This window comes from Embleya hyalina (genome assembly GCF_003967355.1).
Classification (GTDB): Bacteria; Actinomycetota; Actinomycetes; order Streptomycetales; family Streptomycetaceae; genus Embleya; species Embleya hyalina.
In genome coordinates, this window is the sequence record NZ_BIFH01000023.1 from 238,652 (window position 1) to 260,612 (window position 21,961).

The 21,961-nt window shown below is 70.4% G+C and carries 20 protein-coding genes; 16 read left to right on the forward strand and 4 right to left on the reverse strand.

Annotation, left to right across the window (positions count from 1 at the left end):
* Positions 1–166 precede the first annotated feature (166 nt).
* On the reverse strand, positions 167–1,072 hold the full coding sequence (locus EMA17_RS24710) for an HAD family hydrolase (RefSeq protein WP_174861428.1): 906 nt from the start codon (positions 1,070–1,072) through the stop codon (positions 167–169).
* A 140-nt stretch (positions 1,073–1,212) separates the two neighbouring features.
* Between EMA17_RS24710 and EMA17_RS24715 the strand changes: the two genes are divergently transcribed.
* The 7 genes from EMA17_RS24715 (at position 1,213) to EMA17_RS24745 (ending at position 8,265) form a co-directional block, all read left to right on the forward strand.
* Positions 1,213–1,482 carry a glutaredoxin family protein gene (locus EMA17_RS24715; RefSeq protein WP_126639292.1) on the forward strand — a complete coding sequence of 90 codons (270 nt, stop codon included), beginning with the start codon at positions 1,213–1,215 and terminating at the stop codon, positions 1,480–1,482.
* A gap of 302 nt (positions 1,483–1,784) precedes the next feature.
* Complete coding sequence (locus tag EMA17_RS24720) at positions 1,785–2,528, forward strand: redox-sensing transcriptional repressor Rex (RefSeq protein WP_078976624.1); 744 nt, start codon at positions 1,785–1,787, stop codon at positions 2,526–2,528.
* Between the two features lie 58 nt (positions 2,529–2,586).
* Complete coding sequence (locus EMA17_RS24725) at positions 2,587–3,915, forward strand: glutamyl-tRNA reductase (protein WP_126639293.1); 1,329 nt, start codon at positions 2,587–2,589, stop codon at positions 3,913–3,915.
* Positions 3,912–4,844, forward strand: a complete 933-nt coding sequence (gene hemC, locus EMA17_RS24730; RefSeq protein WP_126639294.1) for a hydroxymethylbilane synthase — start codon at positions 3,912–3,914, stop codon at positions 4,842–4,844. Before EMA17_RS24725 ends, hemC begins: the two co-directional genes overlap by 4 nt.
* Positions 4,841–6,448 carry a bifunctional uroporphyrinogen-III C-methyltransferase/uroporphyrinogen-III synthase gene (locus tag EMA17_RS24735; RefSeq protein ID WP_126639295.1) on the forward strand — a complete coding sequence of 536 codons (1,608 nt, stop codon included), beginning with the start codon at positions 4,841–4,843 and terminating at the stop codon, positions 6,446–6,448. Before hemC ends, EMA17_RS24735 begins: the two co-directional genes overlap by 4 nt.
* Positions 6,449–6,518: 70 nt before the next feature.
* Entirely contained in the window at positions 6,519–7,517 is a 999-nt protein-coding gene (hemB, locus tag EMA17_RS24740; RefSeq protein WP_126639296.1) for a porphobilinogen synthase, read from the forward strand.
* Between the two features lie 127 nt (positions 7,518–7,644).
* Positions 7,645–8,265, forward strand: a complete 621-nt coding sequence (locus EMA17_RS24745; protein ID WP_246126867.1) for a Uma2 family endonuclease — start codon at positions 7,645–7,647, stop codon at positions 8,263–8,265.
* 7 nt (positions 8,266–8,272) lie between these two features.
* On the opposite strand, the gene EMA17_RS24750 is transcribed toward EMA17_RS24745, so the two are convergent.
* Positions 8,273–8,749, reverse strand: coding sequence for a MarR family transcriptional regulator (locus tag EMA17_RS24750; protein ID WP_246126868.1), 477 nt, complete (start codon positions 8,747–8,749; stop codon positions 8,273–8,275).
* A 123-nt stretch (positions 8,750–8,872) separates the two neighbouring features.
* On the opposite strand from EMA17_RS24750, the gene EMA17_RS24755 reads away from it, so the two are divergent.
* The 4 genes from EMA17_RS24755 (at position 8,873) to EMA17_RS24775 (ending at position 13,614) form a co-directional block, all read left to right on the forward strand.
* Positions 8,873–9,721, forward strand: a complete 849-nt coding sequence (locus tag EMA17_RS24755) for an alpha/beta fold hydrolase (RefSeq protein ID WP_126639297.1) — start codon at positions 8,873–8,875, stop codon at positions 9,719–9,721.
* 1,173 nt (positions 9,722–10,894) lie between these two features.
* Positions 10,895–11,326, forward strand: coding sequence for a DUF4260 family protein (locus tag EMA17_RS24765; RefSeq protein WP_126639298.1), 432 nt, complete (start codon positions 10,895–10,897; stop codon positions 11,324–11,326).
* The gene (locus EMA17_RS24770; protein WP_126639299.1) at positions 11,319–11,915 is read left to right on the forward strand and encodes a TetR/AcrR family transcriptional regulator; all 597 of its coding nucleotides are present in this window, start codon (positions 11,319–11,321) and stop codon (positions 11,913–11,915) included. Before EMA17_RS24765 ends, EMA17_RS24770 begins: the two co-directional genes overlap by 8 nt.
* A gap of 530 nt (positions 11,916–12,445) precedes the next feature.
* Positions 12,446–13,614, forward strand: a protein-coding gene (locus EMA17_RS24775; protein ID WP_126639300.1) for an IS3 family transposase whose coding sequence is annotated in 2 segments (ribosomal slippage) — positions 12,446–12,695 and positions 12,695–13,614 — 1,170 coding nt in all. Because the reading frame shifts where the segments join, the coding sequence is not laid out codon by codon here.
* Positions 13,615–13,854: 240 nt separating this feature from the next.
* Here the strand turns inward: EMA17_RS24775 and EMA17_RS24780 are convergent.
* Positions 13,855–14,229: a Rieske (2Fe-2S) protein gene (locus tag EMA17_RS24780; protein WP_126639301.1), complete on the reverse strand. Its 375-nt coding sequence runs from the start codon at positions 14,227–14,229 to the stop codon at positions 13,855–13,857.
* A gap of 221 nt (positions 14,230–14,450) precedes the next feature.
* On the opposite strand from EMA17_RS24780, the gene EMA17_RS24785 reads away from it, so the two are divergent.
* On the forward strand, positions 14,451–16,013 hold the full coding sequence (locus EMA17_RS24785) for a class I adenylate-forming enzyme family protein (RefSeq protein ID WP_126639302.1): 1,563 nt from the start codon (positions 14,451–14,453) through the stop codon (positions 16,011–16,013).
* 77 nt (positions 16,014–16,090) lie between these two features.
* Here EMA17_RS24785 and EMA17_RS24790 read toward each other — a convergent pair whose 3' ends face one another.
* On the reverse strand, positions 16,091–16,705 hold the full coding sequence (locus EMA17_RS24790; RefSeq protein ID WP_126639303.1) for an isochorismatase family protein: 615 nt from the start codon (positions 16,703–16,705) through the stop codon (positions 16,091–16,093).
* Between the two features lie 98 nt (positions 16,706–16,803).
* Here EMA17_RS24790 and EMA17_RS24795 point away from each other — a divergent pair, with 98 nt between their 5' ends.
* The 4 genes from EMA17_RS24795 (at position 16,804) to EMA17_RS24810 (ending at position 21,725) form a co-directional block, all read left to right on the forward strand.
* On the forward strand, positions 16,804–18,066 hold the full coding sequence (locus EMA17_RS24795) for an amidohydrolase family protein (RefSeq protein WP_126639304.1): 1,263 nt from the start codon (positions 16,804–16,806) through the stop codon (positions 18,064–18,066).
* Between the two features lie 297 nt (positions 18,067–18,363).
* Positions 18,364–19,272, forward strand: coding sequence for an SDR family oxidoreductase (locus EMA17_RS24800; protein WP_126639305.1), 909 nt, complete (start codon positions 18,364–18,366; stop codon positions 19,270–19,272).
* Between the two features lie 229 nt (positions 19,273–19,501).
* A complete protein-coding gene (locus EMA17_RS24805; RefSeq protein ID WP_126639306.1) occupies positions 19,502–20,689 on the forward strand; it encodes an acyl-CoA dehydrogenase in 1,188 nt (395 codons plus the stop codon).
* A gap of 49 nt (positions 20,690–20,738) precedes the next feature.
* Positions 20,739–21,725, forward strand: coding sequence for an acyl-CoA dehydrogenase family protein (locus EMA17_RS24810; protein ID WP_126639307.1), 987 nt, complete (start codon positions 20,739–20,741; stop codon positions 21,723–21,725).
* The last annotated feature ends 236 nt before the right edge of the window (positions 21,726–21,961 follow it).

Here is a 21,961-nt window from a genome sequence, read left to right on the forward strand (position 1 = left end):
CTACCGGGATCGACCGCTGATGTGTGCTCTTTGCGTGTTTGTCGGGTTGCCGCGTGTCAGGTGTGCTATATGCGGACAACTCGCCGCTCGTCGGGCGGCGCGGGATGCCCCGGACGGACCCCCTCGCCGCAGGTCGCGGGGGGTGTGCGGGGTCGGGGCCCGGTGCTCAGAGCCGGGTCGGCACCCGCCGCCGAACGGCGGTTCCGGCGGCCACCGCGCCCGCGACCGCGCCGATGCCGGCGGCGGCCGGCAGGCCGATCCGGGCGGCCTTGCGGCCGGTGCGGTAGTCCTTCACGCGCCACCCGTGCGCCCGGGCGTGGCGGCGCAGTCGGGCGTCCGGATTGACCGCGCACGGATCGCCCACCAGGGTCAACATCGGTATGTCGTTGGCCGAGTCGCTGTAGGCCGAGCAGTCGCCCAGGTCCAGCCCCTCGCGGGCGGCGAGCGCGCGGACCGCCTCCGCCTTGGCCTCGCCGTGCAGCAGTTCGCCGACCAGGCGGCCGGTGTACACGCCGGCGCGGGTCTCGGGTACGGTGCCGAGCGCGCCGGTCAGGCCGAGTCGGCCGGCGATGGTGTCGGCGATCTCGATCGGCGCGGCGGTGACCAGCCAGACCTGGCGGCCCGCGTCCAGGTGCATCTGGGCGAGCGCCCGGGTGCCCGGCCAGATCTTGTCCGCCATGCACTCGTCGAAGATCTCCTCGCCGATCGCCCGGATCTCCTCGACCGTGTGCCCCTTGGCGAACGACAGCGCGCTCTCCTGCGCGTCGCCCACGTGCCCCATGTGCTCCCCGCCGAGCCGGAACCTGGCCTGCTGCCAGCCGAACCGGGCGATGTCGCGGGTGGTCAGGAACCGGCGCGCGTACAGGCCCCGGGCCAGATGGAAAATCGACGCGCCCCGCATAACGGTGTTGTCCAGGTCGAAGAACGCGGCGCCGATCCGGGCGGGCGCATCGGCCTCGCCGGGGGCGCGCGCCGGGGCGCTCGCGTGTGCCGCGGCCGCCGCCGCCTCACCCGCCCGCACGGCGTTGTCGTGGTTGTTCTCGGTCCTCGACAGCCGGCGCAAGAAAACCATGGTGTCGAGCGTAGTAGGCCGGTATTGCGGTCGTGTGGCGCCGGTCTTGCGGGCGCGCGCCCCCTCGGTGAAGCGCCGCCTCCGGCCGGGGCCGGGAGGTGGTCTCCCGGTCGGCCTCCGGTGGGGTGACAATCGAGGACGTGAATCCTTTCCGCCGCCGCCCCGACGCCGCGACCCGCTCCGTGACGCTGTTGAGCAAGCCCGGTTGTCACCTCTGTGACGACGCCCGGGTCGTGATCGAACGGGTGACCGCGGAACTGGGGGTGACCTGGACCGAGGTCGACATCACGCAGGACGCGGACCTTCAACACAAGTACTGGGAGCAGATCCCGGTGACCCTGGTGGACGGCGCACAGCACGATTTCTGGCGGGTGGACGAGCGGCGGCTGCGCAAGGCGCTCGGCGGCTGAGTCGATCCGAGGGCCGGTCCGCGCCGATCCGAGTCGGTCGCGTTCGGTCGTCCACCGGGGGAGGGGGCCGACCGGGGGACGAATCGCCGACACGTACGGTGGGGAGGTGGATGCGATCGGTCACCACGACTACGCACGGGCCATGCTCGAGTCACCTCATGTGATCGAGTTCACGCCCGACTTCGGAACCAAGGCGTGACGAGCATCACGACAGGCGCGCAAATCGGACACCTACTTTGTGCGTACGTTCACAAAAGCCTAACCTGGCAATCGAAATCCCAGGTCCCACCCACAGGAGCAGCGTGGCTACAGGGCGTACCGAGCGACCGGCGCAGCGGGGACGTGGCATCCCCGAGGCGACGGTGGCGCGGCTTCCGCTGTACCTCCGGGCGCTCAGTGCGCTGTCGGAGCGGGGTGTTCCCACGGTCTCGTCCGAGGAACTCGCCGCTGCCGCCGGGGTGAATTCGGCGAAGCTGCGCAAGGACCTGTCGTATCTCGGCTCCTACGGCACCCGCGGGGTCGGTTACGACGTCGAGTATCTCGTGTACCAAATCTCGCGTGAACTCGGGCTCACCCAAGACTGGCCGGTCGCCATCATCGGCATAGGAAATCTGGGTCACGCCCTCGCCAACTACGGCGGGTTCGCCTCGCGCGGCTTCCGGGTCGCGGCCCTGTTGGACGCCGATCGGGCGGTCACCGGGCAGCGGATCGCGGGCATGGCGGTGCGGCACATGGACGACCTCGAGCAGATCGTGCGCGAGGACCACGTGTCGATCGGCGTGATCACCACGCCGGCACCCGCGGCGCAGGAGGTGGCCGATCGACTGGTCGCCGCCGGCATCACGAGCATCCTGAACTTCGCGCCGACCGTGCTCTCGGTGCCCGAAGGGGTGGACGTGCGCAAGGTGGATCTGTCCATCGAGTTGCAGATCCTGGCCTTCCACGAACAGCGCAAGTCCGGTCTCGACCCCGTCGCGGGGCCGGTCCCGGCGCGACCCTCGAAGCCCGGGGAACGCGGCGACCTCCCCGAGGTGATGCCCGCGTGACCGGCTGTCGCACGGGTGTCGCGCCCGCGAACACGGCGATCAACGGTAGGAAGACACCATGAGTGTCCTGGCGGTCGGCCTCAGCCACCGAACGGCCGAGGTCGGTCTCCTGGAGCGGGTCTCGGTGACCGGGACGGCCCAGGAGGCGCTTCTGCACGACCTGGTGGCGGCCGAGCCGGTCGGCGAGGCGGTGCTGCTGTCGACCTGCAACCGGGTCGAGGTCTACGCGGACGTGGACCGCTTCCACGGTGGTGTCACCGAACTGGGCAACCTGCTGTCGCGGCACACCGGGGTGCCGGTGTCCGAGCTGACCCCGTGTCTGTACGTGCACTACGAGGACCGCGCGGTCCAGCACCTGTTCTCGGTCGCCTGCGGGCTCGACTCGATGGTGGTCGGCGAGGGGCAGATCCTCGGCCAGATAAAGGCCGCGCTCGCGCTCGCGCAGACCCACGGCACCGCCGGGCGGGTCCTGAACGAGTTGACCCAGCAGGCGCTGCGGGTGGGCAAGCGGGCCCACGCCGAGACCGGGATCGACCAGGCCGGTCGGTCGCTGATGACCGTCGGGCTGGCCCAGGCCGAGCTGTCGATGGGGCCGATCGGCGGATGCCGGGCGCTGGTGGTGGGCGCGGGCTCGATGAGCGCGCTGGCCGCCAAGACGCTGCACCGCGAGGGTGTGGGCCACATCGTGGTCGCGAACCGCACCTACGCGCGTGCCGAACACCTGGCCGAGTCGGTCTCGGGCCGGGCGGTGCCGATGTCGGCGCTGCCCGAGGCGCTGGCCTCGGTGGACCTGGTGGTCTCCTGCACCGGCGCGGCCGGCCTGGTGATCGGCCGGGACGAGATCGAGTCGGTGCTCGCCGCGCGGCGCGAGCGTGGGGTCGAGCAGCCACTGGTGCTGATCGACCTGGCGCTGCCGCGCGACATCGACTCCGGCGTGCGCGAGCTCGACGGTGTGGTGCTGATCGACCTGGAACTGCTCGCCGAGGTCTCCGCCGGTACGGCCGGCGAGGCCGACGTGGACCTGGTGCGCAAGATCGTCTGCGAGGAGGTCGCGGCGTTCGCGACCGCGCAGCAGGCGCAGCAGGTCGCGCCGACGGTGGTCGCGCTGCGCAGCATGGGCTCGGATGTGGTCCGGGCCGAGTTGGAGCGGCTGGTCGGCCGGGTGCCGGAGATGGACGAGCGGGTGCGCGCCGAGGTCGAGCAGACCGTACGGCGCGTGGTGGACAAGCTGCTGCACGCGCCGACCGTGCGGGTCAAGCAGTTGGCCGGCGAGCCCGCCGGCTCGTCGTACGCCGACGCGCTGCGGATGTTGTTCGATCTCGACCCGGGCACCCCCGAGGTGGTCCGCCGGGCCGACGCCCCCGACAGCGTGGAAGGTGTGGCGTGACCGAGGCACCGTTGCGACTGGGCACCAGGCGAAGCGCCCTGGCGATGGCCCAGTCGGGTCATGTCGCCGAGGCGGTCACGAGCCGGACCGGTCGCGCCGTCGAACTCGTGGAGATCACCACCCACGGCGACGTCTCGCGCGAGCAGCTGACGCAGATCGGCGGCACCGGCGTGTTCGTCAACGCGCTGCGCGACGCGCTGCACGCCGGCGAGGTCGACTTCGTCGTGCACTCGCTCAAGGACCTGCCCACCGGAAAGCCCGAGGGCATCACCCTCGCGGCCGTGCCGCCGCGGCACGATCCGCGCGACGTGCTGGTGGCCCGGGACGGGCTCGCGCTGGCCGAGTTGCCGGCCGGATCCCGGATCGGGACCGGCTCGCCGCGCCGCGCCGCGCAGTTGCGACTGCTCGGTCTCGGTCACGAGATCCTGCCGATCCGCGGCAACGTCGACACCCGGGTCGGCTACGTACGCTCCGGCAAGCTCGACGGCGTCGTTTTGGCCAGGGCCGGCCTCGGCCGCCTGGGCCGTGCGGAGGAGGTCACCGAGACCTTCGATCCGCTCCACATGCTGCCTGCCCCCGGTCAAGGGGCATTGGCCGTCGAGTGCGCGGCACACGATGCCGCCCTCGTCGAACTGCTCGCCGGTTTGGACGACTCGGACACCCGAGCCGCCGTACTGGCCGAGCGCACGCTGCTCGCCGTCCTGGAAGCCGGATGTTCGGCTCCGGTCGGCGCCCTCTGCGAGGTCGCCGAAGGCGAGCAGGTCACCGAGCTGTACCTGCGGGCCGTAGTCGCGAATGTCGACGGCACCGACAGCGTACGGTTGTCCGCCACCGGAACCCTCGACGAGGCGGAGAAGATCGGGCGCGAACTCGCGGCCGAACTCCTCGCCCGAGGGGCCTCCGGTTTGATGGGGGAGCGCGTCCCTTGAGCCCCAGAGCGAAGAAGAAGCCCAGCGGCATCGTGACCTTCGTGGGTGCCGGTCCCGGCGACCCGCGACTGCTCACACTGCGGGCCATCGAGGTGCTGGCAGAGGCCGACGTGGTGGTCGCCGACGAGGCGACGCTGCGCCAGGTCCTGTTCCACTGCAAGAGCGGTGTCGAGGTCCTGGACCCGGTGACCGGCGACGACGGGGAGCTCCTGTCCGCCGTGGCCCGGGCCAAGGTCGTGGTGGCCGCCGCGCGATCGGGCAGGCAGGTGGTCCGGGCCGTGGCCGGCGACCCGTGCGTGGACCAGTCGGTCATCGACGAGGTCACCGCGGTCGCGAAGGCGAAGATCGTCTTCGAGGTCGTGCCGGGCGTGCCGGTCAGCACGGCCGTGCCCACCTACGCGGGTATCCCGCTGCACCCGACCAAGGGCAGCGGCGGTGTGCGCGTGCTGGACATGGCCGAGGGCACGATCGACTGGGCCACGGTCGGCTCCGTCGAGGGCACCCTGGTGCTGCGCGGCGCGCTGGACTCGATCGCCGAGATCGCCCAGGAGCTGGTGGCGGGCGGACGCAAGCCGGCCACGCCGGTCGCGGTCACGATCAACGGCACCACCACCGAGCAGCGCACCCTGGTGAGCACGCTCGCCCAGGTCGCCTCGGACGTGCGGGCCGCGAAGATCACGCTGCCGGCCGTCGTGGTCGTCGGCGAGGTGGTCGCCCAACGCGACACTCTGTCGTGGTTCGAGACCAAACCGCTGTTCGGGTGGAAGGTGCTGGTCCCGCGGACCAAGGAGCAGGCGGTCACGCTCTCCGAGCAGTTGCGCTCGTACGGCGCGGTGCCGCACGAGGTGCCGACCATCGCGGTCGAGCCCCCGCGCACCCCGCAGCAGATGGAGCGGGCGATCAAGGGCCTGGTGACCGGCCGCTACGAGTGGATCGCGTTCACGTCGGTCAACGCCGTGCGCGCGGTGCGCGAGCGGTTCGAGGACTACGGCCTGGACGCGCGCGCCTTCGCGGGCATCAAGGTGGCGGCCGTGGGCGAGGCGACCGCGCGGGCGCTGGTCGAGTTCGGCGTGAAGCCGGACCTGGTGCCCTCGGGCGAGCAGTCGGCCGCGGGGTTGCTGGAGGACTGGCCGCCGTACGACCCGGTCTTCGACCCGATCGACCGGGTGTTCCTGCCGCGCGCCGACATCGCCACCGAGACCCTGGTGGCCGGTCTGGTCGAGCTCGGCTGGGAGGTCGACGACGTCACGGCGTACCGCACGGTGCGCGCGGCGCCGCCGCCGGCGGAGACCCGCGAGGCGATCAAGGGCGGCGGGTTCGACGCGGTCCTGTTCACGTCGTCCTCGACGGTGCGCAACCTGGTCGGCATCGCGGGCAAGCCGCACGCGGTGACGGTGATCGCGTGTATCGGCTCGGCCACGGCGAAGACCGCCGAGGAGCACGGGCTGCGCGTGGACGTGCTGGCGCCCGAGCCGTCGGTGTCCGCCCTGGCCGAGGCGTTGGCGGAGTTCGGTACCGCGCGACGGGCCGCGATGATCGAGGCGGGTGACCCGGTCACCCGGCCGAGTGAGCGGCGGCCGGGGTCGCGACGCAAGGCCAAGTAATCGTAGTGATCGTGGTGAATCCGCCGGCTGTGGTGGTTTCGGCGGATCGGTGAGAAAGGCCGATTGGCTCATGTCGTACCAGGCTGACGCATCGTCAGGGTTTCCCGCGCATCGTCCTCGGCGGTTGCGCACGTCCCCGGCGATGCGCCGGCTGGTCGCGGAGACCCGGCTGCATCCCGCCGACCTGATCCTGCCGCTGTTCGTGCGCGAGGGCGCGAGCGAGCCGGTGCCGATCTCGTCGATGCCGGGCGTGGTCCAGCACACCCGCGACTCGCTGCGCAAGGCCGCGCACGACGCGGTCGCGGCGGGCGTCGGCGGGCTGATGTTGTTCGGCATCCCGACGGTCAAGGACGCGGTCGGCTCGGCCGGGTTCGACCCCGAGGGGGTGCTCCAGGTCGCCATCCGCGACGTGGTGGCCGAGGTGGGCGCGGACGCCGTGGTGATGTCCGACCTGTGCCTGGACGAGTTCACCGACCACGGGCACTGCGGGGTGTTGGCGGCCGACGGCTCGGTGGACAACGACGCGACGCTGGAGGCGTACGGGCGGATGGCCGTGGTGCAGGCCGACGCCGGTGTGCACATGGTCGGGCCGAGCGGGATGATGGACGGTCAGGTCGGGGCGGTCCGGCGGGCGTTGGACGGCGCCGGGTATCAGGACGTGTCGATCCTGGCCTACAGCGCGAAGTACGCGTCGGCGTTCTTCGGTCCGTTCCGCGAGGCGGTCGAGTCGACGCTGCGCGGCGACCGGATGACGTACCAGCAGGACCCGGCGAACTCCGACGAGTCGGTGCGCGAGGTGCTGCTCGACGTGGCCGAGGGCGCGGACCTGGTGATGGTCAAGCCGGCGATGTCGTACCTGGACGTGGTGCGGCGGATCGCGGACGAGGTGCACGTGCCGGTGGCGGCGTACCAGGTCAGCGGCGAGTACGCGATGGTCGAGGCGGCGGCGGCGAACGGTTGGATCGACCGGGACCGGGTGATCCTGGAGACGCTGACGTCGATCAAGCGGGCGGGGGCCGCGTCGATCCTGACCTATTGGGCGACCGAGGTGGCGCGGCGGGTGCGGTAGGGGATCACTCGTTCGGGTGGTGGGCGGCCGAGGAGCGTTTGCGCGACTCGGGTGACTCCTACGGTTGTCGGGAACCTGTCCGTTACCGGCGACCGTGACCCACACTGGGGTGAGGAGGTGTTTCCCGATGGCGATCGCGACGCATGAGCCGATGGTGACTACTTCACCGTCCGGTGACCTCGATGAGCTTCTGTGGCAGGCATGGAAGGCGATGACTCCGCCCGAGGGACTCCGCGCCGAAATCATCAGAGGAGCCATCGAGGTGTCTCCCACGGGGTCCCGGCGACATGGGAAGGTCGCGAACCGGCTTCGGGACGCATTCAAGGAACATTTGGATGCGGACGGGGCATTCGCCGCCTACCAGGACATCAACGTCATCCATCGCGGCAAGGTGTACATCCCCGACGTCTTCGTGGCGCCCGAGGATTTGGACGAGGCGCCGGACTCGGAGGGGCTCGGGGTGTCGGTCTCGGGCGTGGTTCTCGTTGCCGAGATCGTGTCGCCCGGGCGGGAGGCCGCAGAACGGGATCGCGAGCGCAAGCGTCGTGCCTATGCCGAGGCCGGCATCGACGTCTACGTGATCGTCGACGACTTCGATGGCGACGGGACGGTCACGGTGCTGTGTCACCCGGAGGCGGCCAAGAGTAAGTACCGCATGTCGATGCGGGCGGTCTACGGGACGGCGGTCACGATTCCGGAGGGGCCGTTGAAGGGCTTCACGATCGGTCCCGAGATCACGGCGAGCTGAGTCGGGCTCAGGGGCGCAGGCGGGACAGGGCCGCCGGGGGCAGGTGGCGGGCCAGGACGGTCAGGGCCGCGGTGACTTCGGCGAGGACCTGTTCGTCGGTGGTGGCGAGGGCACGGGTCAGGGCGTCCTCGATGCCGGCGGCGCGGACTTCGGTGACCCTGGGGGACGGGGTCGCGGCCGTGCGGACCAGGAGGCGACGGCGGTCGGTGGGATCCTGGGCGGTTTCGATCGAACCGGTTTCCCTGAGGCGGGCCACGGCGGTGGAGACCTGGCTTTGCGGGAGGCCGGTGCGGCGGGCGATCTCGCCGATGGCGCTGTCGGGGTGGGCGGCGATGTCGCTCAGGGCGATCAGGATCGAGCGCACGCTGCCGGGGTGCGGGGCGGCGCCGACCTGGGGCGCGGGTAGGGCGTCCTCGCCGATCTTCATGAGGGTGCGGCCGAGGAGGAAGAGGTCGACGGGGGTCATGGGGGTGGGGGACGTCATGGGCAGATAGTACATCGGAAAAGATGTATCGATGTTGATGTATCTGGTTCGATGGATTATGGTCGCGATCATGGGTGGGTGGCGAGTCGGCGCCGCCCGCGACGATTTCCCGGGGGAATTCTCATGGCCGCGAACCTGGCCGCCGGTGCCGTGTTGTCCGTGCCGGGTGCGGAGCTGTACTACGAAGTACGGGGCTCCGGGCCGCTGTTGCTGATCGGCGAGAGTGGCGAGGGGGACGCCGGGCGCAGTGTGGACATGGTCGATCGGCTGGTGGCCGACTACACCGTGGTGACCTACGACCGGCGTGGACTTTCCCGGAGTACGTTGGCCGACCTGGCGGCGCCGGTGAGCATCGGGGACCACGCCGACGACGTGGCGCGGTTGTTGGTCGAGGTCGCCGATCGGCCGGCGGCGATGCTGGGGCTCAGCATGGGCGGGTTGATCGGGTTGCGGGTGGCGGCGACCCGGCCGGAGTTGCTGCACACGCTGATCGCCCACGAGCCGGTCGCGCCGTGGTTGCTCTCCGACGCGGAACGCGACGCGCATCGCGGTGAGTTGAGCGCGATCCGGGAGGTGCACGCGCGGGCCGGGATGGGTGGCGCGTTTCCCGCCATCACGGCTCACCTGGGCATCGAGCCGGGTGTCGAGGAGCGTGAGCCGGATCTGACCGCGCAGCCGATGACCGCGCGGCGGATGGCGAACTTCGATTTCTTCATCGGGCGGGAGTTCCCCGCGGTCGTGGACGACGTGCTGCCGCTGGATCCGGTGCGCTCCTCGGCGACGCGCATCGTCCCCGGGGTGGGTGCGACCACGGGGCGGCGGGTCTTCACGCGGCGGTGTGCGGTGGCGCTGGAAGGGGTCGTCGGGGTTGAGGCGGCGGTGTTTCCGGGAGGGCACAACGGCAATCTGACGCATCCGCGGGCGTTTGCGGCGGCGGTGCGGGGGGTGTTGGAGGGCGGCGTGGTCGGGTGAGGTGGGCGGGGCGGACCGGTGGTTCGGGTCGGCGGGCCGGTGGGTTTGGTAGGTGGGGTCGGTTGGTGGGGTTGGTGGGGTTGGTGGGTCGGATCGGGTCGGCGGGGCGGGGCCGGTGGGGTGGGGCGGTGGGTCACTCGTACGTGGGATTTTCGGGGGTTCGTTCGGGGTGATTCGGTGGGTCGGGTCAACCTTGCGCCATGGCCGACTCTCGGGTTGTGGCGCGGTTCCTGGTGGTGGCGTGTGTGTGCTTGCCGGTTGTCGGGGGCTGCGGTTCGGCGGAGGCCGAGGGGTGTGGGCGGCGGGCGGGCGTCGTGATCGAGGCCGGTGGGGGTTCGGGCAGGGCGTGCTGTGGGGTGCGGGTCGGGGGGACGGGTGCCGGGTACGTGTCGGCCGGTGCGTGCGGTGACCGGGCTCGGGGTGACGTGGGGGCGGCGGTACGGGTCGAGGGCGGGGGCAAGCCGCCGACGAGACCGGCGAATCCGCGACCGCCTCGGCCGCCGGCGACCAAGCCCCCGAAGCCGCCTGCGCCGAAGCCGCCGGTGTTGGGGGCGGCGGGGGTGGGGCCGGTGATGACGAGGCCGGCGGGGGCGGCGGTGCCCGGGGTGGGGCCGGCCGCGTTTCGGGTGGATGTGGGGTCGGTGGGTGGCGGGGGCTCGGTCGGCTTGGCGGACGGGGCCGGGCGTGCTGTGGTGGATCGGCCGTTCGGGTCGGGGCGGCGGGCGGTCGCTTCGCGGGAGTGGGCCACGTCGGTGTGGCGGGCCGGGGTGGCGGGTGTGGGCGACGTCGCCGGTGGTGGGCGGGCGGCGGTCGGGTCGGGGCGGCGGCCGTTTGTCGCGTCGGCCGTGGACGCCGGGGTGCGGGTGGAGTTCGATGTGTCGAGTGGGGTCGGCGAGTCGGTTCGGGCGGGCGGGTCGGGGCGTCCGGTGGTGGGCGGGGTGCGGGTGGGTGGGTCGGTGGGGTGGCCGGTTTTCGGGTTTGTGGTCGGGGTTGTGTCCGCCTTGGGGGTCGGGGTCGGGTCCGTGGTGTCCGGGGTTCGAGGACGGGATTCGGTGGGCGTGCGGCGCTCTTGATGGGTGTGGAGGACGCCGTCGGGGCTTGACGGCTAATGGTGTTAGCCGGATGATGGACGCAGAAGGCTAACATCGTTAGCCGCAGGCGAACGGAGGCGGCATGAGCACCATCGTGAGCACGGGAATCCGCGGTTCGGCGGCACTTCGGTGGACGCGGCGCGGCGCGTGGGGCGTACTGGCGCTGTTTTTGGCGGCGTTCGCGGTGTTCGAGAGCGTGAAGTACGGCTTCGCCACTTCGGCGGCTGCGCTGGTCTTCTTCGTACTGCCCGACCTGACCATGTTCGTCGGAGCCGGGGACGCGCTGCGGGACGGCACGCACGAGCGGGGTCGGCTGCAGGTGCGTGCGGTGCCGTTCTACAACGCGTTGCACCGGGCCTGGGTCCCGCTGATCGTGCTGGTCGGCTACTCCGTCGGCCCGATCGAGTGGCCGCCGCTGTTCACCGCCGGCCTCGGCTGGCTCACCCACATCGCGATGGACCGTGCTGCGGGGTACGGACTGCGCACTCCCGAAGGGTTCCGTAGGCATGTCTGACGTTTCGTACGTTTCCGCTCCTCCGGTCGGCGGTCGGGCGCGGGAGATCGTGGCCGCCGCGCGGGAACTCCTGGAGGGGGAGGGGCCGGAGGCGGTGTCGATGCGGCGGATCGCGGAGCGGATCGGGATCAAGGCGCCGTCGTTGTACAAACACTTCGCGGACAAGTCCGCGGTGGAGAGCGCGTTGGTCGCGCAGGCGATGGCGGAATTGGCGGAGGCGCTGGAGGCCGCGGAGGCGGGCTCGGCGGGGTCGGCGGGGTCGGCGGGGTCGGCAGAGTCGGCGGCGGGGGGTTCGCGGCTGGAACGGATCACGGCGTTGATGGGGGCGTATCGGGCCTACGCGCTCGCGCATCCGGATCTGTATCGGTTGATGAGTGGGCAGCCGCTGGATCGAGCCGCGTTGCCGGAGGGGCTGGAGGAGCGGGCGGCGGCGCCGTTGATGCGGGCGGTGGGGGGCGATCACGACGCTGCGCGGGCCGTGTGGGGGTTTGGGCACGGGATGGTCGCGCTGGAGTTGGCGGGCCGGTTTCCGCCGGGGGCGGATCTCTCGGGGGCGTGGGCCAGGGGCTGCGGGGCCTTTGCGGGGTGAACCCGGCTTGGCCGGCGGCGCTCCTGCGCGAGCCGGGTCGGGGCTTCTTGGCCTCAAACGCCGGCCGGGCTGAGGGGGTTCTTGGCCGGTTGTGTGTTGTTTGGCTGGGGTGGCCTCAAACGCCGGCCGGGCTGGGTGGGTCGGTCGGTTGGTGGGGTGGATCGGGCTCAAGTGCCGGCCGGGCTGGGTGGGTCGGTTGGCGGGGTGGGTCGGGCTTGAGCGTTGGTTGGGCTGAGGGGGTTTGGCGGGTTGAGCATTGTTTGGCTGGGGTGGCCTCAAGCGCCGGCTGGGCTGGGTGGGTCGGTTGGCGGTGTGGGTCGGGCTTGAGCGTTGGTTGGGCTGAGGGGGTTCTTGGCCGGTTGTGTGTTGTTTGGCTGGGGTGGCCTCAAGCGCCGGCCGGGCTGAGTGGGTCGGTTGGTGGCGTGGATTGGGCTCGAGCGTCGGCGGGCTGGGTGGGTCGGTTTGAGGTGCCCTTGATCTTCCGGACAGCGACCCGCGTAGGGTTGTAGGAAACCGGAAAGAGAAAGCACGTGCCAAAGAGATATACACAGCAGTTCAAGGACGAAGCCGTTCGCCTGGTTTTGGACGGCCCCCGTCCGATCGTCCAGGTCGCGCGGGAGCTGGGTGTCAACGACACCACGCTCGGGAACTGGGTCGCGCAATACCGCAGGTCCTTGACGGATCCCGGATCGACGCCGCGAGGCGATGAACCCGTGACCGCGCGGGAACGGGAACTCGAACGCGAGAACCGGAAACTCCGCGAGGAGAACGCGTTCCTGGTAAAAGCAAGCGCCTTCTTCGCCCGCAACCATCGGTGAGTTCCCGCTACGAACTCGTCGACGCGGAGAAGGCGACCTTTCGCATCGCCGACATGTGCCGATGGCTCGACGTGTCCCGCTCCGGCTACTACGAATGGCGCACCCGCCCGGAATCCACCACGGCACGACGACGCCACCGACTGACGACCGCGATAAGGGAGATCTTCGCCGCGAATCACGAGACCTACGGATATCGGCGCGTGCACGCCGTCCTGGCCCGCTCCGGCGAGGCGGCCTCGCCGGAGCTGGTCCGCGCGTTGATGCGCGGCCTGGGCCTGGTGCCGTGTCAGCCCCGGCCGTGGCGGGCGGTCACCACCCGGACGGGCGGCGCGCACCCGCGCATCCCCGACCTCGTCCGCCGCGACTTCACCGCCGACCGGCCGGGCGCCAGACTCGTCGGCGACGTCACCTACATTCCGACGTGGGAGGGATTCCTCTATCTCGCCACGGTCATCGACTGCCACAGCAAGGCGGTCGTCGGCTGGGCGATGGCCGATCATTTCAAGACCTCGCTCGTCACCGCCGCACTCGACATGGCCCGCGGGCGCGTGAAAATCGGGAAAGGCGCGATTTTTCACTCGGATCGCGGCAGCAACTACACCTCGGAGGAATTCGCCCGGACCCTGGCCGGCCACGACATGCGCCAATCGGTCGGACGCACCGGAGTGTGTTGGGACAACGCGATGGCCGAGTCCTTCTTCGGCGCACTGAAGAACGAATACCTGAACCGATACGTCTTCACGAACCACGCGAAGGCACGCCGCGAAGTTGTCAGATACATCGAGGGCTTCTACAATCGCCGACGACTCCATTCCGCTCTGGGATACCGCACACCCCTCGAAGCCCTGCGGGACCACGACGAACTCGGACTCGCGGCATAAAAGGACAGCAAACAAGGCGTCCGGAAAACGCGGGGCCCCTCAGTTGGCGGGGTGGGTCGGGTTCGAGTGTTGGCTGGGCTGAGGGGGGTTTGGCGGGGTGGGCATTGTTTGGCTGGGGTGGCCTGAAGCGCCGGCCGGGCTGGGTGGGTGGGTCGGTGGGGTGGGTCGGGCTTGAGTGGGGTTTTTTTGGGGTGGTTGGGCTGTGTGTGGGGGTGCGTCTCGTTGTTGTTGTTGGGGTGGTCAGGGTTGGTTGGGGCAGGGGGAGGAGTTGGATTTTCTGGGGGGGAGGGGGGAGGGGGAGTGGTATACCAGGTTGTTTTCGGTCCAGGACTTGTACGTGCGTAGTGGGCGGCAGGGGATCGGGCCCAGGGAGCGGCCCGTGGCTATCTCGAAGGTGGCCTTGTGGGCCGGGCAGGTGAGGTGTTCGTTGGTCAGGGTGCCTCTGGAGAGGATGGCGCCGGCGTGGGGGCAGCGGTCCTCGAAGACGTGGACCGTGTCGCCGTGGCGCAGGATCGCGACCGGGGGGCTGGTGCCGACCCGGGTCGGGACGTCTTCGGGGAGGCTCGCGAGCGGGCCCAGGCACACCGGTGGGCGCTCCCGGCGGAAGGGTGACATCGTGCCCCCGGGGTTGGCGGTATCGCCCCAGGTTAGGCAGTACGGCCTTGCTTCGCCAGTATGCGATCAAGGTCGCCGAGATCCGGTTGTGATCCGCGTGACCACGCGAAGTCTTTCTTCCCGCAAAGCTTCTGACGTACCGTCAGGTCAATGCCTCGGGGCTTCGGCTTCGCCATGCCCCGGCGACGTACCCCGGCCCCGGCTTCCCGCGCGGAGGACACGTGTCTGACCCGATCTACGACGCCACCACTCTCTGGGAGCTGGTGGAGCGCCGCGCGGCGGCGTCTCCCGATGTACCCATGCTGCTCGATCCGGAGGACCGCAGGGTCACCTTCGGTGGGTTCAAGGCGTGGGCCGAGCGCGTGGCCGCGGGCTTCCACGCGCTCGGCGTCACCGCCGGGACCCGCGTGACCTGGCAGTTGACCACGCGGATCGAGTCCATCGTGGTCTCGTTCGCGCTGGCCCGGCTCGGCGCGGTGCAGAACCCGATCATCCCGTTCTATCGGGAGAAGGAGGTCGGGTTCTGTCTGCGGCAGACGGGGGCCGAGTTCTTCCTGTGTCCGCGCGAGTGGAAGGGCTTCGACTTCGTCGGCATGGGCGAGGCGCTGGCCAAGGAGCTGAGCCCGGCGCCGCGCGTCATGGTCGCCTACGACGAGTTGCCCGAGGGCGACCCGGCCGACCTGCCGCCCGCGCCGACCGACGGCGACGAGGTGCGTTGGCTCTACTACACCTCCGGGACCACGTCCGACCCGAAGGGCGTCCAGCACAGCGACTCGACGCTGCTCGCGGGCGGCAAGGGGCTGGCCGTCGCGCTGGACATGTCGCAGAGCGACATCGGCTCGATCGCGTTCCCGTACGCGCACATCGCGGGCCCGGACTACATCGTCACCGTGCTCGCCTCGGGCTTCCCGGCGGTGATCGTGGAGAACTTCGACCCGGCGGGCGTGGTGCCGGTGTACAAGCGGCTCGGCGTCACCATGGTCGGCGGTTCGACCGCGTTCTATGTCGCGTTCCTGAACGAGCAGCGCAAGCAGCCCGGCGAGAAGATCATCCCGACCCTGCGGATCGTCTCCGGCGGCGGCGCGCCCAAGCCGCCGGAGCTGGTCGGCGAGGTGCGCGACGAGATGCGGGCGATCCTGTGCCACGGGTACGGGATGACCGAGTCGCCGATGATCGCCCAGGGCGGCCCGCACGACTCCGAGGACCAGCGCTCGTACACCGAGGGCAAGCCGGTCAGCGGCATCGAGGTGCGGATCGCGCGGGCGGACGGCTCCGTCGCGGACGTCGGCGAGGAGGGCGAGGTCCGGCTGCGCGGGCCGATGGTGTTCAAGGGGTACACCGACCCCGCGCTGACCGCCGACGCGTTCGACGAGGACGGCTTCTTCCGCACCGGCGACCTGGGCCGACTGCGCGCCGACGGACACCTCTCGCTGACCGGTCGGCTCAAGGACGTGATCATCCGCAAGGGGGAGAACATCTCCGCGCGCGAGATCGAGGACCTGCTGTTCGCCCACCCGAAGGTCGCCGACGCGGCGGTGATCGGCCTGGTCGACCGCGAGCGCGGAGAACGGGTCTGCGCCGTGGTGGAGCGCCAACCGGGTGAATCCGACCTGGAATTCGCCGAGATGGTCGGCTACCTGCGCGAGGCCGGGCTGATGACGCAGAAGATCCCGGAGCAATTGGAACTGGTCGACGCGCTGCCGCGGAACGAGACGCTGCGCAAGGTGTTGAAGTTCAAGCTGCGCGAGGAGTACGACAAGAAGCCCTGGACGCCCCGGCGCTGACCGCCGGCCGGCCCTTTCCGGCCGAGCCGAACAGTTGCTGATGCCCCGTCACCGAATTGATGACGGGGCATCAGGGTTCAGGCCCAGGCAGCCAGCACGGCGTCCACCGTGGTGATCGTCGCGATCGCGTTGAAGGTGTTGGCGAGTACGGCCTCGGCGTATTCGGGGGGAAAACCGGCCACCGCCTCGCGCGGCACGACGAATTGGAATCCCGCGTTCACCGCGTCCATCGCGAAGTTGAGCATGCCGACGTTGAGCGAGACGCCGACGCCCACGACGGTACGCACGCCCAGGTTCCGCAGCACGGCGGCGAGTCCGGTGTCGGCCATCGGGCCGAGCCCGTGGTAGCGGGAAAGCACCAGGTCGGAGGGGTGGACGGTGATCCCGTCGGCCACCGCGGCGGCGTCCGAGCCGGGGGCCAGGAGTACCGGCGCCTTGGCCGCGGCGCCGAACATCCGGGCGTTGGTGTTGGCGCCCCGCCCGTCCGGGCGGCGCACCGCCAGGCAGTGCACGACCGGGACTTGGGCCCGGCGGGCGGCCTTGGCGAGCCGATCGACGGCCGGAATCAGCCCCCCGGTGTGCGCGGTCAGCGCGGGGAACACCGCCTGCGTGCCGATCACTCCGTTCTGGCATTCCTGGGTGATCAACGCGGTGTGTCCCGGGTCGATCAGTTCTTCGAGACGCAGGGCCATCCGTGATTCTCCTGACGTTGAGTCAGCTTGTGGTTCCCTCCGCCCAGAGATTACGCTAAATCTGACGGTCCATCAGATTTAGTGAGCGGGAGGGGCCGATGAGCACCAACCAGCCCGGGCAGGCTGCCACGCAGTCCGGAAACTCCTTCGGTGAACTGCCGAAGATCATCAGCGTCGATGACCATGTCATCGAGCCGGCACACCTGTTCGAGCGCTGGTTGCCGAAGAAGTACCACGAGCGCGGCCCGAAGCCGGTCACCACGGGCATCGGTCAGTTGGAGTACACCGGGGCGAGTTACAAGATCACCACCGATCCGAACGGCCCACCGGCCGACTGGTGGTTCTACGAGGATCTGCGTTTCCCGTACAAGCGCAACATCGCCGCCGTCGGCTTCAGTCGGGACGAGATGACCCTCGAAGGCATCACGCGCGGCGAGATGCGCCCCGGACTGTACGACCCGGCCGAGCGGCTGAAGGACATGGACGTCAACCATGTCGAGGCCTCGCTGTGCTTCCCGACCTTCCCGCGTTTTTGCGGCCAGACCTTCTCGGAGGCCGCGGACAAGGAGGTCGCGCTCGCGTGCGTGCGCGCCTACAACGACTGGATGGTCGAGGAGTGGTGCGGCGACTCCGGCGGGCGGCTCATCCCGCTGATCATCATCCCGCTGTGGGACGTGCGACTCGCCGTCGAGGAGATCAAGCGCAATCGGGCGCGCGGGGTCACCGCCGTGTGCTTCTCGGAGATCCCCGCCTTCCTCGGTCTGCCCAGCATCCACACCGGCTACTGGGACCCGTTCTTCGAGACCTGCGCCGACCTGGGCGTGACGATCAACATGCACATCGGCTCGTCCTCGACGATGCCGGCCGCCTCGCCGGACGCGCCCGCGGCGGTCCAGGCGTCGCTGAGCTTCAACAACGCGATGGCCTCGATGGCCGACTTCATCTTCGCGGGCGTCCCGGCCCGGTTCCCGAAGATCAAGCTGGCCTACTCCGAGGGGCAGATGGGCTGGATCCCGTACGCCCTGGAGCGCATGGACGACGTGTGGCTGGAGCACCGCGCCTGGGCGGTCACCGGTGAGGTGTTGCCCGAGGCGCCGTCGTACTACTTCCGGCGGAACATGTTCGCCTGCTTCTTCCGGGACCGGCACGGGGTCAACTCGCTCGATGTGATCGGCGAGGACAACGTCACGTTCGAGACCGACTACCCGCACGTCGACTCCACGTGGCCGCACACGAAGAAGATCGCCGAGGAGCATCTCGCGGGGCTGGGGGCGGAGACCGTTTACAAGATCATCCGGGGTAATGCGATCCGGATGCTCGATCTCGATCTCGATCGGGATCGGGTGGGCGCGGGGGCTTGAGGCACCTGATGGCGGCGGGCTGCTTCGGGTCGCTTCGGGCGGGCTGCTTCGGGTCGGTCCGGCTGGGGTCGGTCCGGGCGGTGTGATTCGGGTCGGTCCGGCTCGGGTCGGGTCGGCTCGGGCCGGCTCGGGGTCGGTTCGGTTCTTCGGTACGAACGTGCCGCGTGGTCATGGCAGTGACTCGCGGTGCGGTGGTAGGGGGCGGCTCGTCGAGTTTCTCGGCGGGCCGCTTCCGAGGTATTCGACGCGGGTCGGTCCTCGGTACGGCGTCGGTCTTCTACACCAGAGGGGCCTGGAATGAGTGGGATCTGCGAGGGGCGCGTCGTCATCGTCACCGGTGCCGGCGGCGGCATCGGGCGCGAACACGCGCTGGCATTCGCCCGCGAGGGCGCGCACGTGGTGGTCAACGACATCGGTGCCTCGCGCCAGGGCGACGGGCGTTCGCTCGGCCCGGCCCAGCAGGTCGTGGCCGACATCGAGGCGCTGGGCGGCAAGGCGGTGGTCAACGCGGACGACGTCGCCGACTGGGCGGGCGCGGAGCGCCTGGTGCGGACCGCCATCGACACGTTCGGCCGGCTGGACGTGGTGGTCAACAACGCGGGCTTCCTCCGCGACCGCATGCTCGTCTCGCTGGGCGAGGACGAGTTCGACGCGGTGATCCGGGTGCACCTCAAGGGGCACTTCGCGGTGATGCGGCACGCCGGCGCGTACTGGCGGGCCCAGGCGAAGGCGGGCGTCGAGGTCGACGCGCGGCTGATCAACACCACGTCGGGCGCGGGGCTGATGGGCTCGGTCGGACAGGGCAACTATGCGGCGGCCAAAGCCGGGATCACCTGCCTGACCCAGATCGCCGCGGTGGAGATGGGCCGCTACGGGGTGACCGCCAACGCGATCGCGCCGGCCGCGCGCACCCGGATGACCGAGGAGGCCATGCCGGACCTGGTGCGGAAGCCCGAGGACGGCGGCTTCGACTTCTACGACCCGGCGAACGTGTCGCCGCTTGTCGTCTGGCTCGGCTCGACCCAGTCCGGGGAGGTGACGGGGCGGGTCTTCGAGGTCGAGGGGGACAAGGTCTCCGTCGCGACCGGATGGCAGCACGGTCCCGAGGCCACGGCGGGCCGGCGGTGGGAGCCGGCCGAGTTGGGGCCGGTGGTGGCGAAGCTGCTCGACGAGGCGCCGACGCCGACGCCGGTGTACGGGGCCTGAGTTCGGCGGGGTCGTTGTGGTCGGACCGCTGCGGTCGGACTGCTGCGGTCGGGTCGCCTCGGTCGGACTGCTGCGGTCGGACTGCTGCGGTCGGTCGCTGCATTCGGTCGCTTCGGTCGGACGCCTCGGTCGGACGTGTCGGTCGAGGCGTCCGTCGGACGTCTCGGTTCGGCCGTCTTCGTTCGCTTTTTCGTTTGCCCGTTCCCAGTTCGACAGGGAGTCGTCAACCATGGACCTGCGGTACACCGAGGCCGAGGAGGGCTTCCGCGCGGAATTGCGCGCGTGGCTCGATCAGGCCATCCCGCTGCTGCCACCCAAGCCCGATCGCAACGACTGGCCCGGGCGGCGCGCCTACGACACGGCGTGGCAGCGCCTGTTGTTCGACGCCGGATACGCGGGCCTGCACTGGTCGGTGGAGGCGGGGGGCAAGGGCGCCACGCCCACCGAGCACCTGATCTTCCTGGAGGAGACCGAGCGGGCCGGCGCGCCCTATGTGGGGGCGAACTTCGTCGGCCTGCTGCACGCGGGGCCGACGATCGACGCGGCCGGCACGGACGAGCAGCGGCGTCGGTATCTGCCGGGGATCCTGCGCGGCGACGACGTGTGGTGCCAGGGCTTCTCCGAGCCGGGAGCGGGCAGCGACCTCGCCTCGCTGCGCACCCGGGCGGTTCGGGACGGCGACGACTATGTGGTCAACGGTTCGAAGATCTGGACCTCGCACGCCGAAGTGGCGGACTACTGCGAGATGTTGGTGCGCACCGACCCGGACGCGCCCAAGCACAGGGGCATCACCTGGTTGATCGTGCCGATGGACACGCCGGGGATCACCATCCGGCCGCTGGAAACGGTGATGGGGACCTCGGAGTTCGCCGAGGTGTTCTTCGACGACGTCCGGGTGCCGGTGGCCAACCGGGTCGGCGAGGAGAACGACGGCTGGCGGGTCACCATGGTCACCCTGTCGTTCGAGCGCGGCACCGCGTTCGTCAGCGAAGTGGTGGCGTGTCAGCGGCTGTTGCGCGAACTCGCGGCGTTGGCGAAGAAGGTGACGCGGCGTCAGGCAACTGCCTGGGACGATGTCGCGTTGCGGCGCGAACTTGGCCACCTGACCGCCGAGTTCGAGGCGCTGTGGGCGCTGACCAAGTGGAACGTGTCCGAGGCGCAGCGGTCCGGGGTACCCGGGGTCGGCGGCTCGGTGTTCAAGCTGCGGTTCTCCGAGACGAAGCAGAAGGTGTACGAACTCGCGCACCGGCTGCTCGGACGGGCCGCCCTGGCCGTGGACGACGTCGCGGGGCTGCCGGGCGCGACGTTGATGGACGAGCGGCTTTCGTCGCTGTCGTACACGATCGCGGCGGGTACGTCGCAGATCCAGCGCAACATCGTTGGCGAGCGCATCCTCGGTCTGCCGAAGGAACGGTGAGCGGGGTCGTGGGATTTCGGCCGAGGTCGAGCGAGGAGGTGATCGGGACATGGATTTCCAACTGAGCGAGGACCAGCGCGATCTGCGGTCCGGGGTAAGGGAGTTCTGCGAGGGCCGGTTCGACCGGGAGCGGATGCGGGCGCTGGTGGACACCGCGCCGGTGCCCGGCATGGTGGATCGTGCGCTGTGGCGCGAACTGGCCGAGACCGGGTTCTTCTCGCTGCGGATCGCCGAGGAGGCGGGCGGGGTCGGACTCGGGGTGGCCGAGGCGGCGCTGGTGTACGAGGAGGCCGGGCGGGTGTTGTTGCCCGGGCCGCTGGTGGCCACGCACCTGGCCGCGTCGTTGCCGGGACGGCTGGGCGAGGAGGCGGCCGCGGGCGACGTGGTGGTCGGGCTGATCGAGGGCGACTCGTGGCCGCTGCTCGTGGAGCATCTGGACGCGCTGGATTGTTTGTTGGTGCTCACGGACGAGGGCATCCGGCGGGTGGATCCGGCGTCGGTGCGGGGGAGGCTGGTCGCGCATCCGGTGGATCCGTTCACCCCGGTGACGGCGGTGGACGAGCTGCCGGGCGGCGAGGTGGTGGCCGATGTGCGGGTCGCGGAGGAGTGGCGGCGGGTCGGGGCGGTACTCACGGCGGCGTTGCAGTTGGGCATCGCGGGGCGGCTCACCGAGTTGGCGACGCAGTATGCCAAGGAGCGCGAGCAGTTCGGTCGGGTGATCGGTGGCTTCCAGGCGGTCAAGCACCTGTGTGCGGACATGCTGGTGCGGACCGAGATCGCGCGGGCGGCGGTCTACGCGGCGGCGGTGACGTTGGATGATCCGGCGGTGGGGGATGCCGAGGTCGCCGTGCTGACGGCGAAGGTGATGGGGGACGACGCGGCGACGCGGAACGGGAAGGACGCCACGCAGGTGTATGGGGGGATGGGGTTCACCTGGGAGGTGGACGTGCATCTGTATGTGAAGCGCTCGTGGGTGCATGCGACGCAGTTCGGGGCGGCGGAGGAGAACGAGGCTGCGTTGGCCTCCACGCTTTAGCCTTGCGGCGGGCCGGGGTTGGCCTCATGCGCCGGTTGGGCTCCTCGTTGGCCTCAAGCGCCGGCCGGGCTGGGGTTGGCCTTTGTGTGCCCAGGCGGGTGGGTTGGCCTCAAGCGCCGGCCGGGCTGTTGGGGTGTTTGGCCGGCGTTGGGATTTGGTGGGGTTGGGTGGCCTCAAACGCCGGCCGGGCTGATTGGCCTCAAACGCCGGCCGGGCTGATTGGGTTCGGGCGTTGG

Excerpts from the sequence above, each read along its gene's own strand:
- EMA17_RS24710 (WP_174861428.1), bottom strand. The coding sequence starts at position 1,072 with ATGGTTTTCTTGCGCCGGCTGTCGAGGACCGAGAACAACCACGACAAC.
- EMA17_RS24725 (WP_126639293.1), top strand. The coding sequence starts at position 2,587 with ATGAGTGTCCTGGCGGTCGGCCTCAGCCACCGAACGGCCGAGGTCGGT.
- hemB (WP_126639296.1), top strand. The coding sequence starts at position 6,519 with ATGTCGTACCAGGCTGACGCATCGTCAGGGTTTCCCGCGCATCGTCCT.
- EMA17_RS24745 (WP_246126867.1), top strand. The coding sequence starts at position 7,645 with ATGGCGATCGCGACGCATGAGCCGATGGTGACTACTTCACCGTCCGGT.
- EMA17_RS24750 (WP_246126868.1), bottom strand. The coding sequence starts at position 8,749 with ATGACGTCCCCCACCCCCATGACCCCCGTCGACCTCTTCCTCCTCGGC.
- EMA17_RS24755 (WP_126639297.1), top strand. The coding sequence starts at position 8,873 with ATGGCCGCGAACCTGGCCGCCGGTGCCGTGTTGTCCGTGCCGGGTGCG.
- EMA17_RS24765 (WP_126639298.1), top strand. The coding sequence starts at position 10,895 with ATGAGCACCATCGTGAGCACGGGAATCCGCGGTTCGGCGGCACTTCGG.
- EMA17_RS24770 (WP_126639299.1), top strand. The coding sequence starts at position 11,319 with ATGTCTGACGTTTCGTACGTTTCCGCTCCTCCGGTCGGCGGTCGGGCG.
- EMA17_RS24780 (WP_126639301.1), bottom strand. The coding sequence starts at position 14,229 with ATGTCACCCTTCCGCCGGGAGCGCCCACCGGTGTGCCTGGGCCCGCTC.
- EMA17_RS24790 (WP_126639303.1), bottom strand. The coding sequence starts at position 16,705 with ATGGCCCTGCGTCTCGAAGAACTGATCGACCCGGGACACACCGCGTTG.
- EMA17_RS24795 (WP_126639304.1), top strand. The coding sequence starts at position 16,804 with ATGAGCACCAACCAGCCCGGGCAGGCTGCCACGCAGTCCGGAAACTCC.
- EMA17_RS24800 (WP_126639305.1), top strand. The coding sequence starts at position 18,364 with ATGAGTGGGATCTGCGAGGGGCGCGTCGTCATCGTCACCGGTGCCGGC.
- EMA17_RS24805 (WP_126639306.1), top strand. The coding sequence starts at position 19,502 with ATGGACCTGCGGTACACCGAGGCCGAGGAGGGCTTCCGCGCGGAATTG.
- EMA17_RS24810 (WP_126639307.1), top strand. The coding sequence starts at position 20,739 with ATGGATTTCCAACTGAGCGAGGACCAGCGCGATCTGCGGTCCGGGGTA.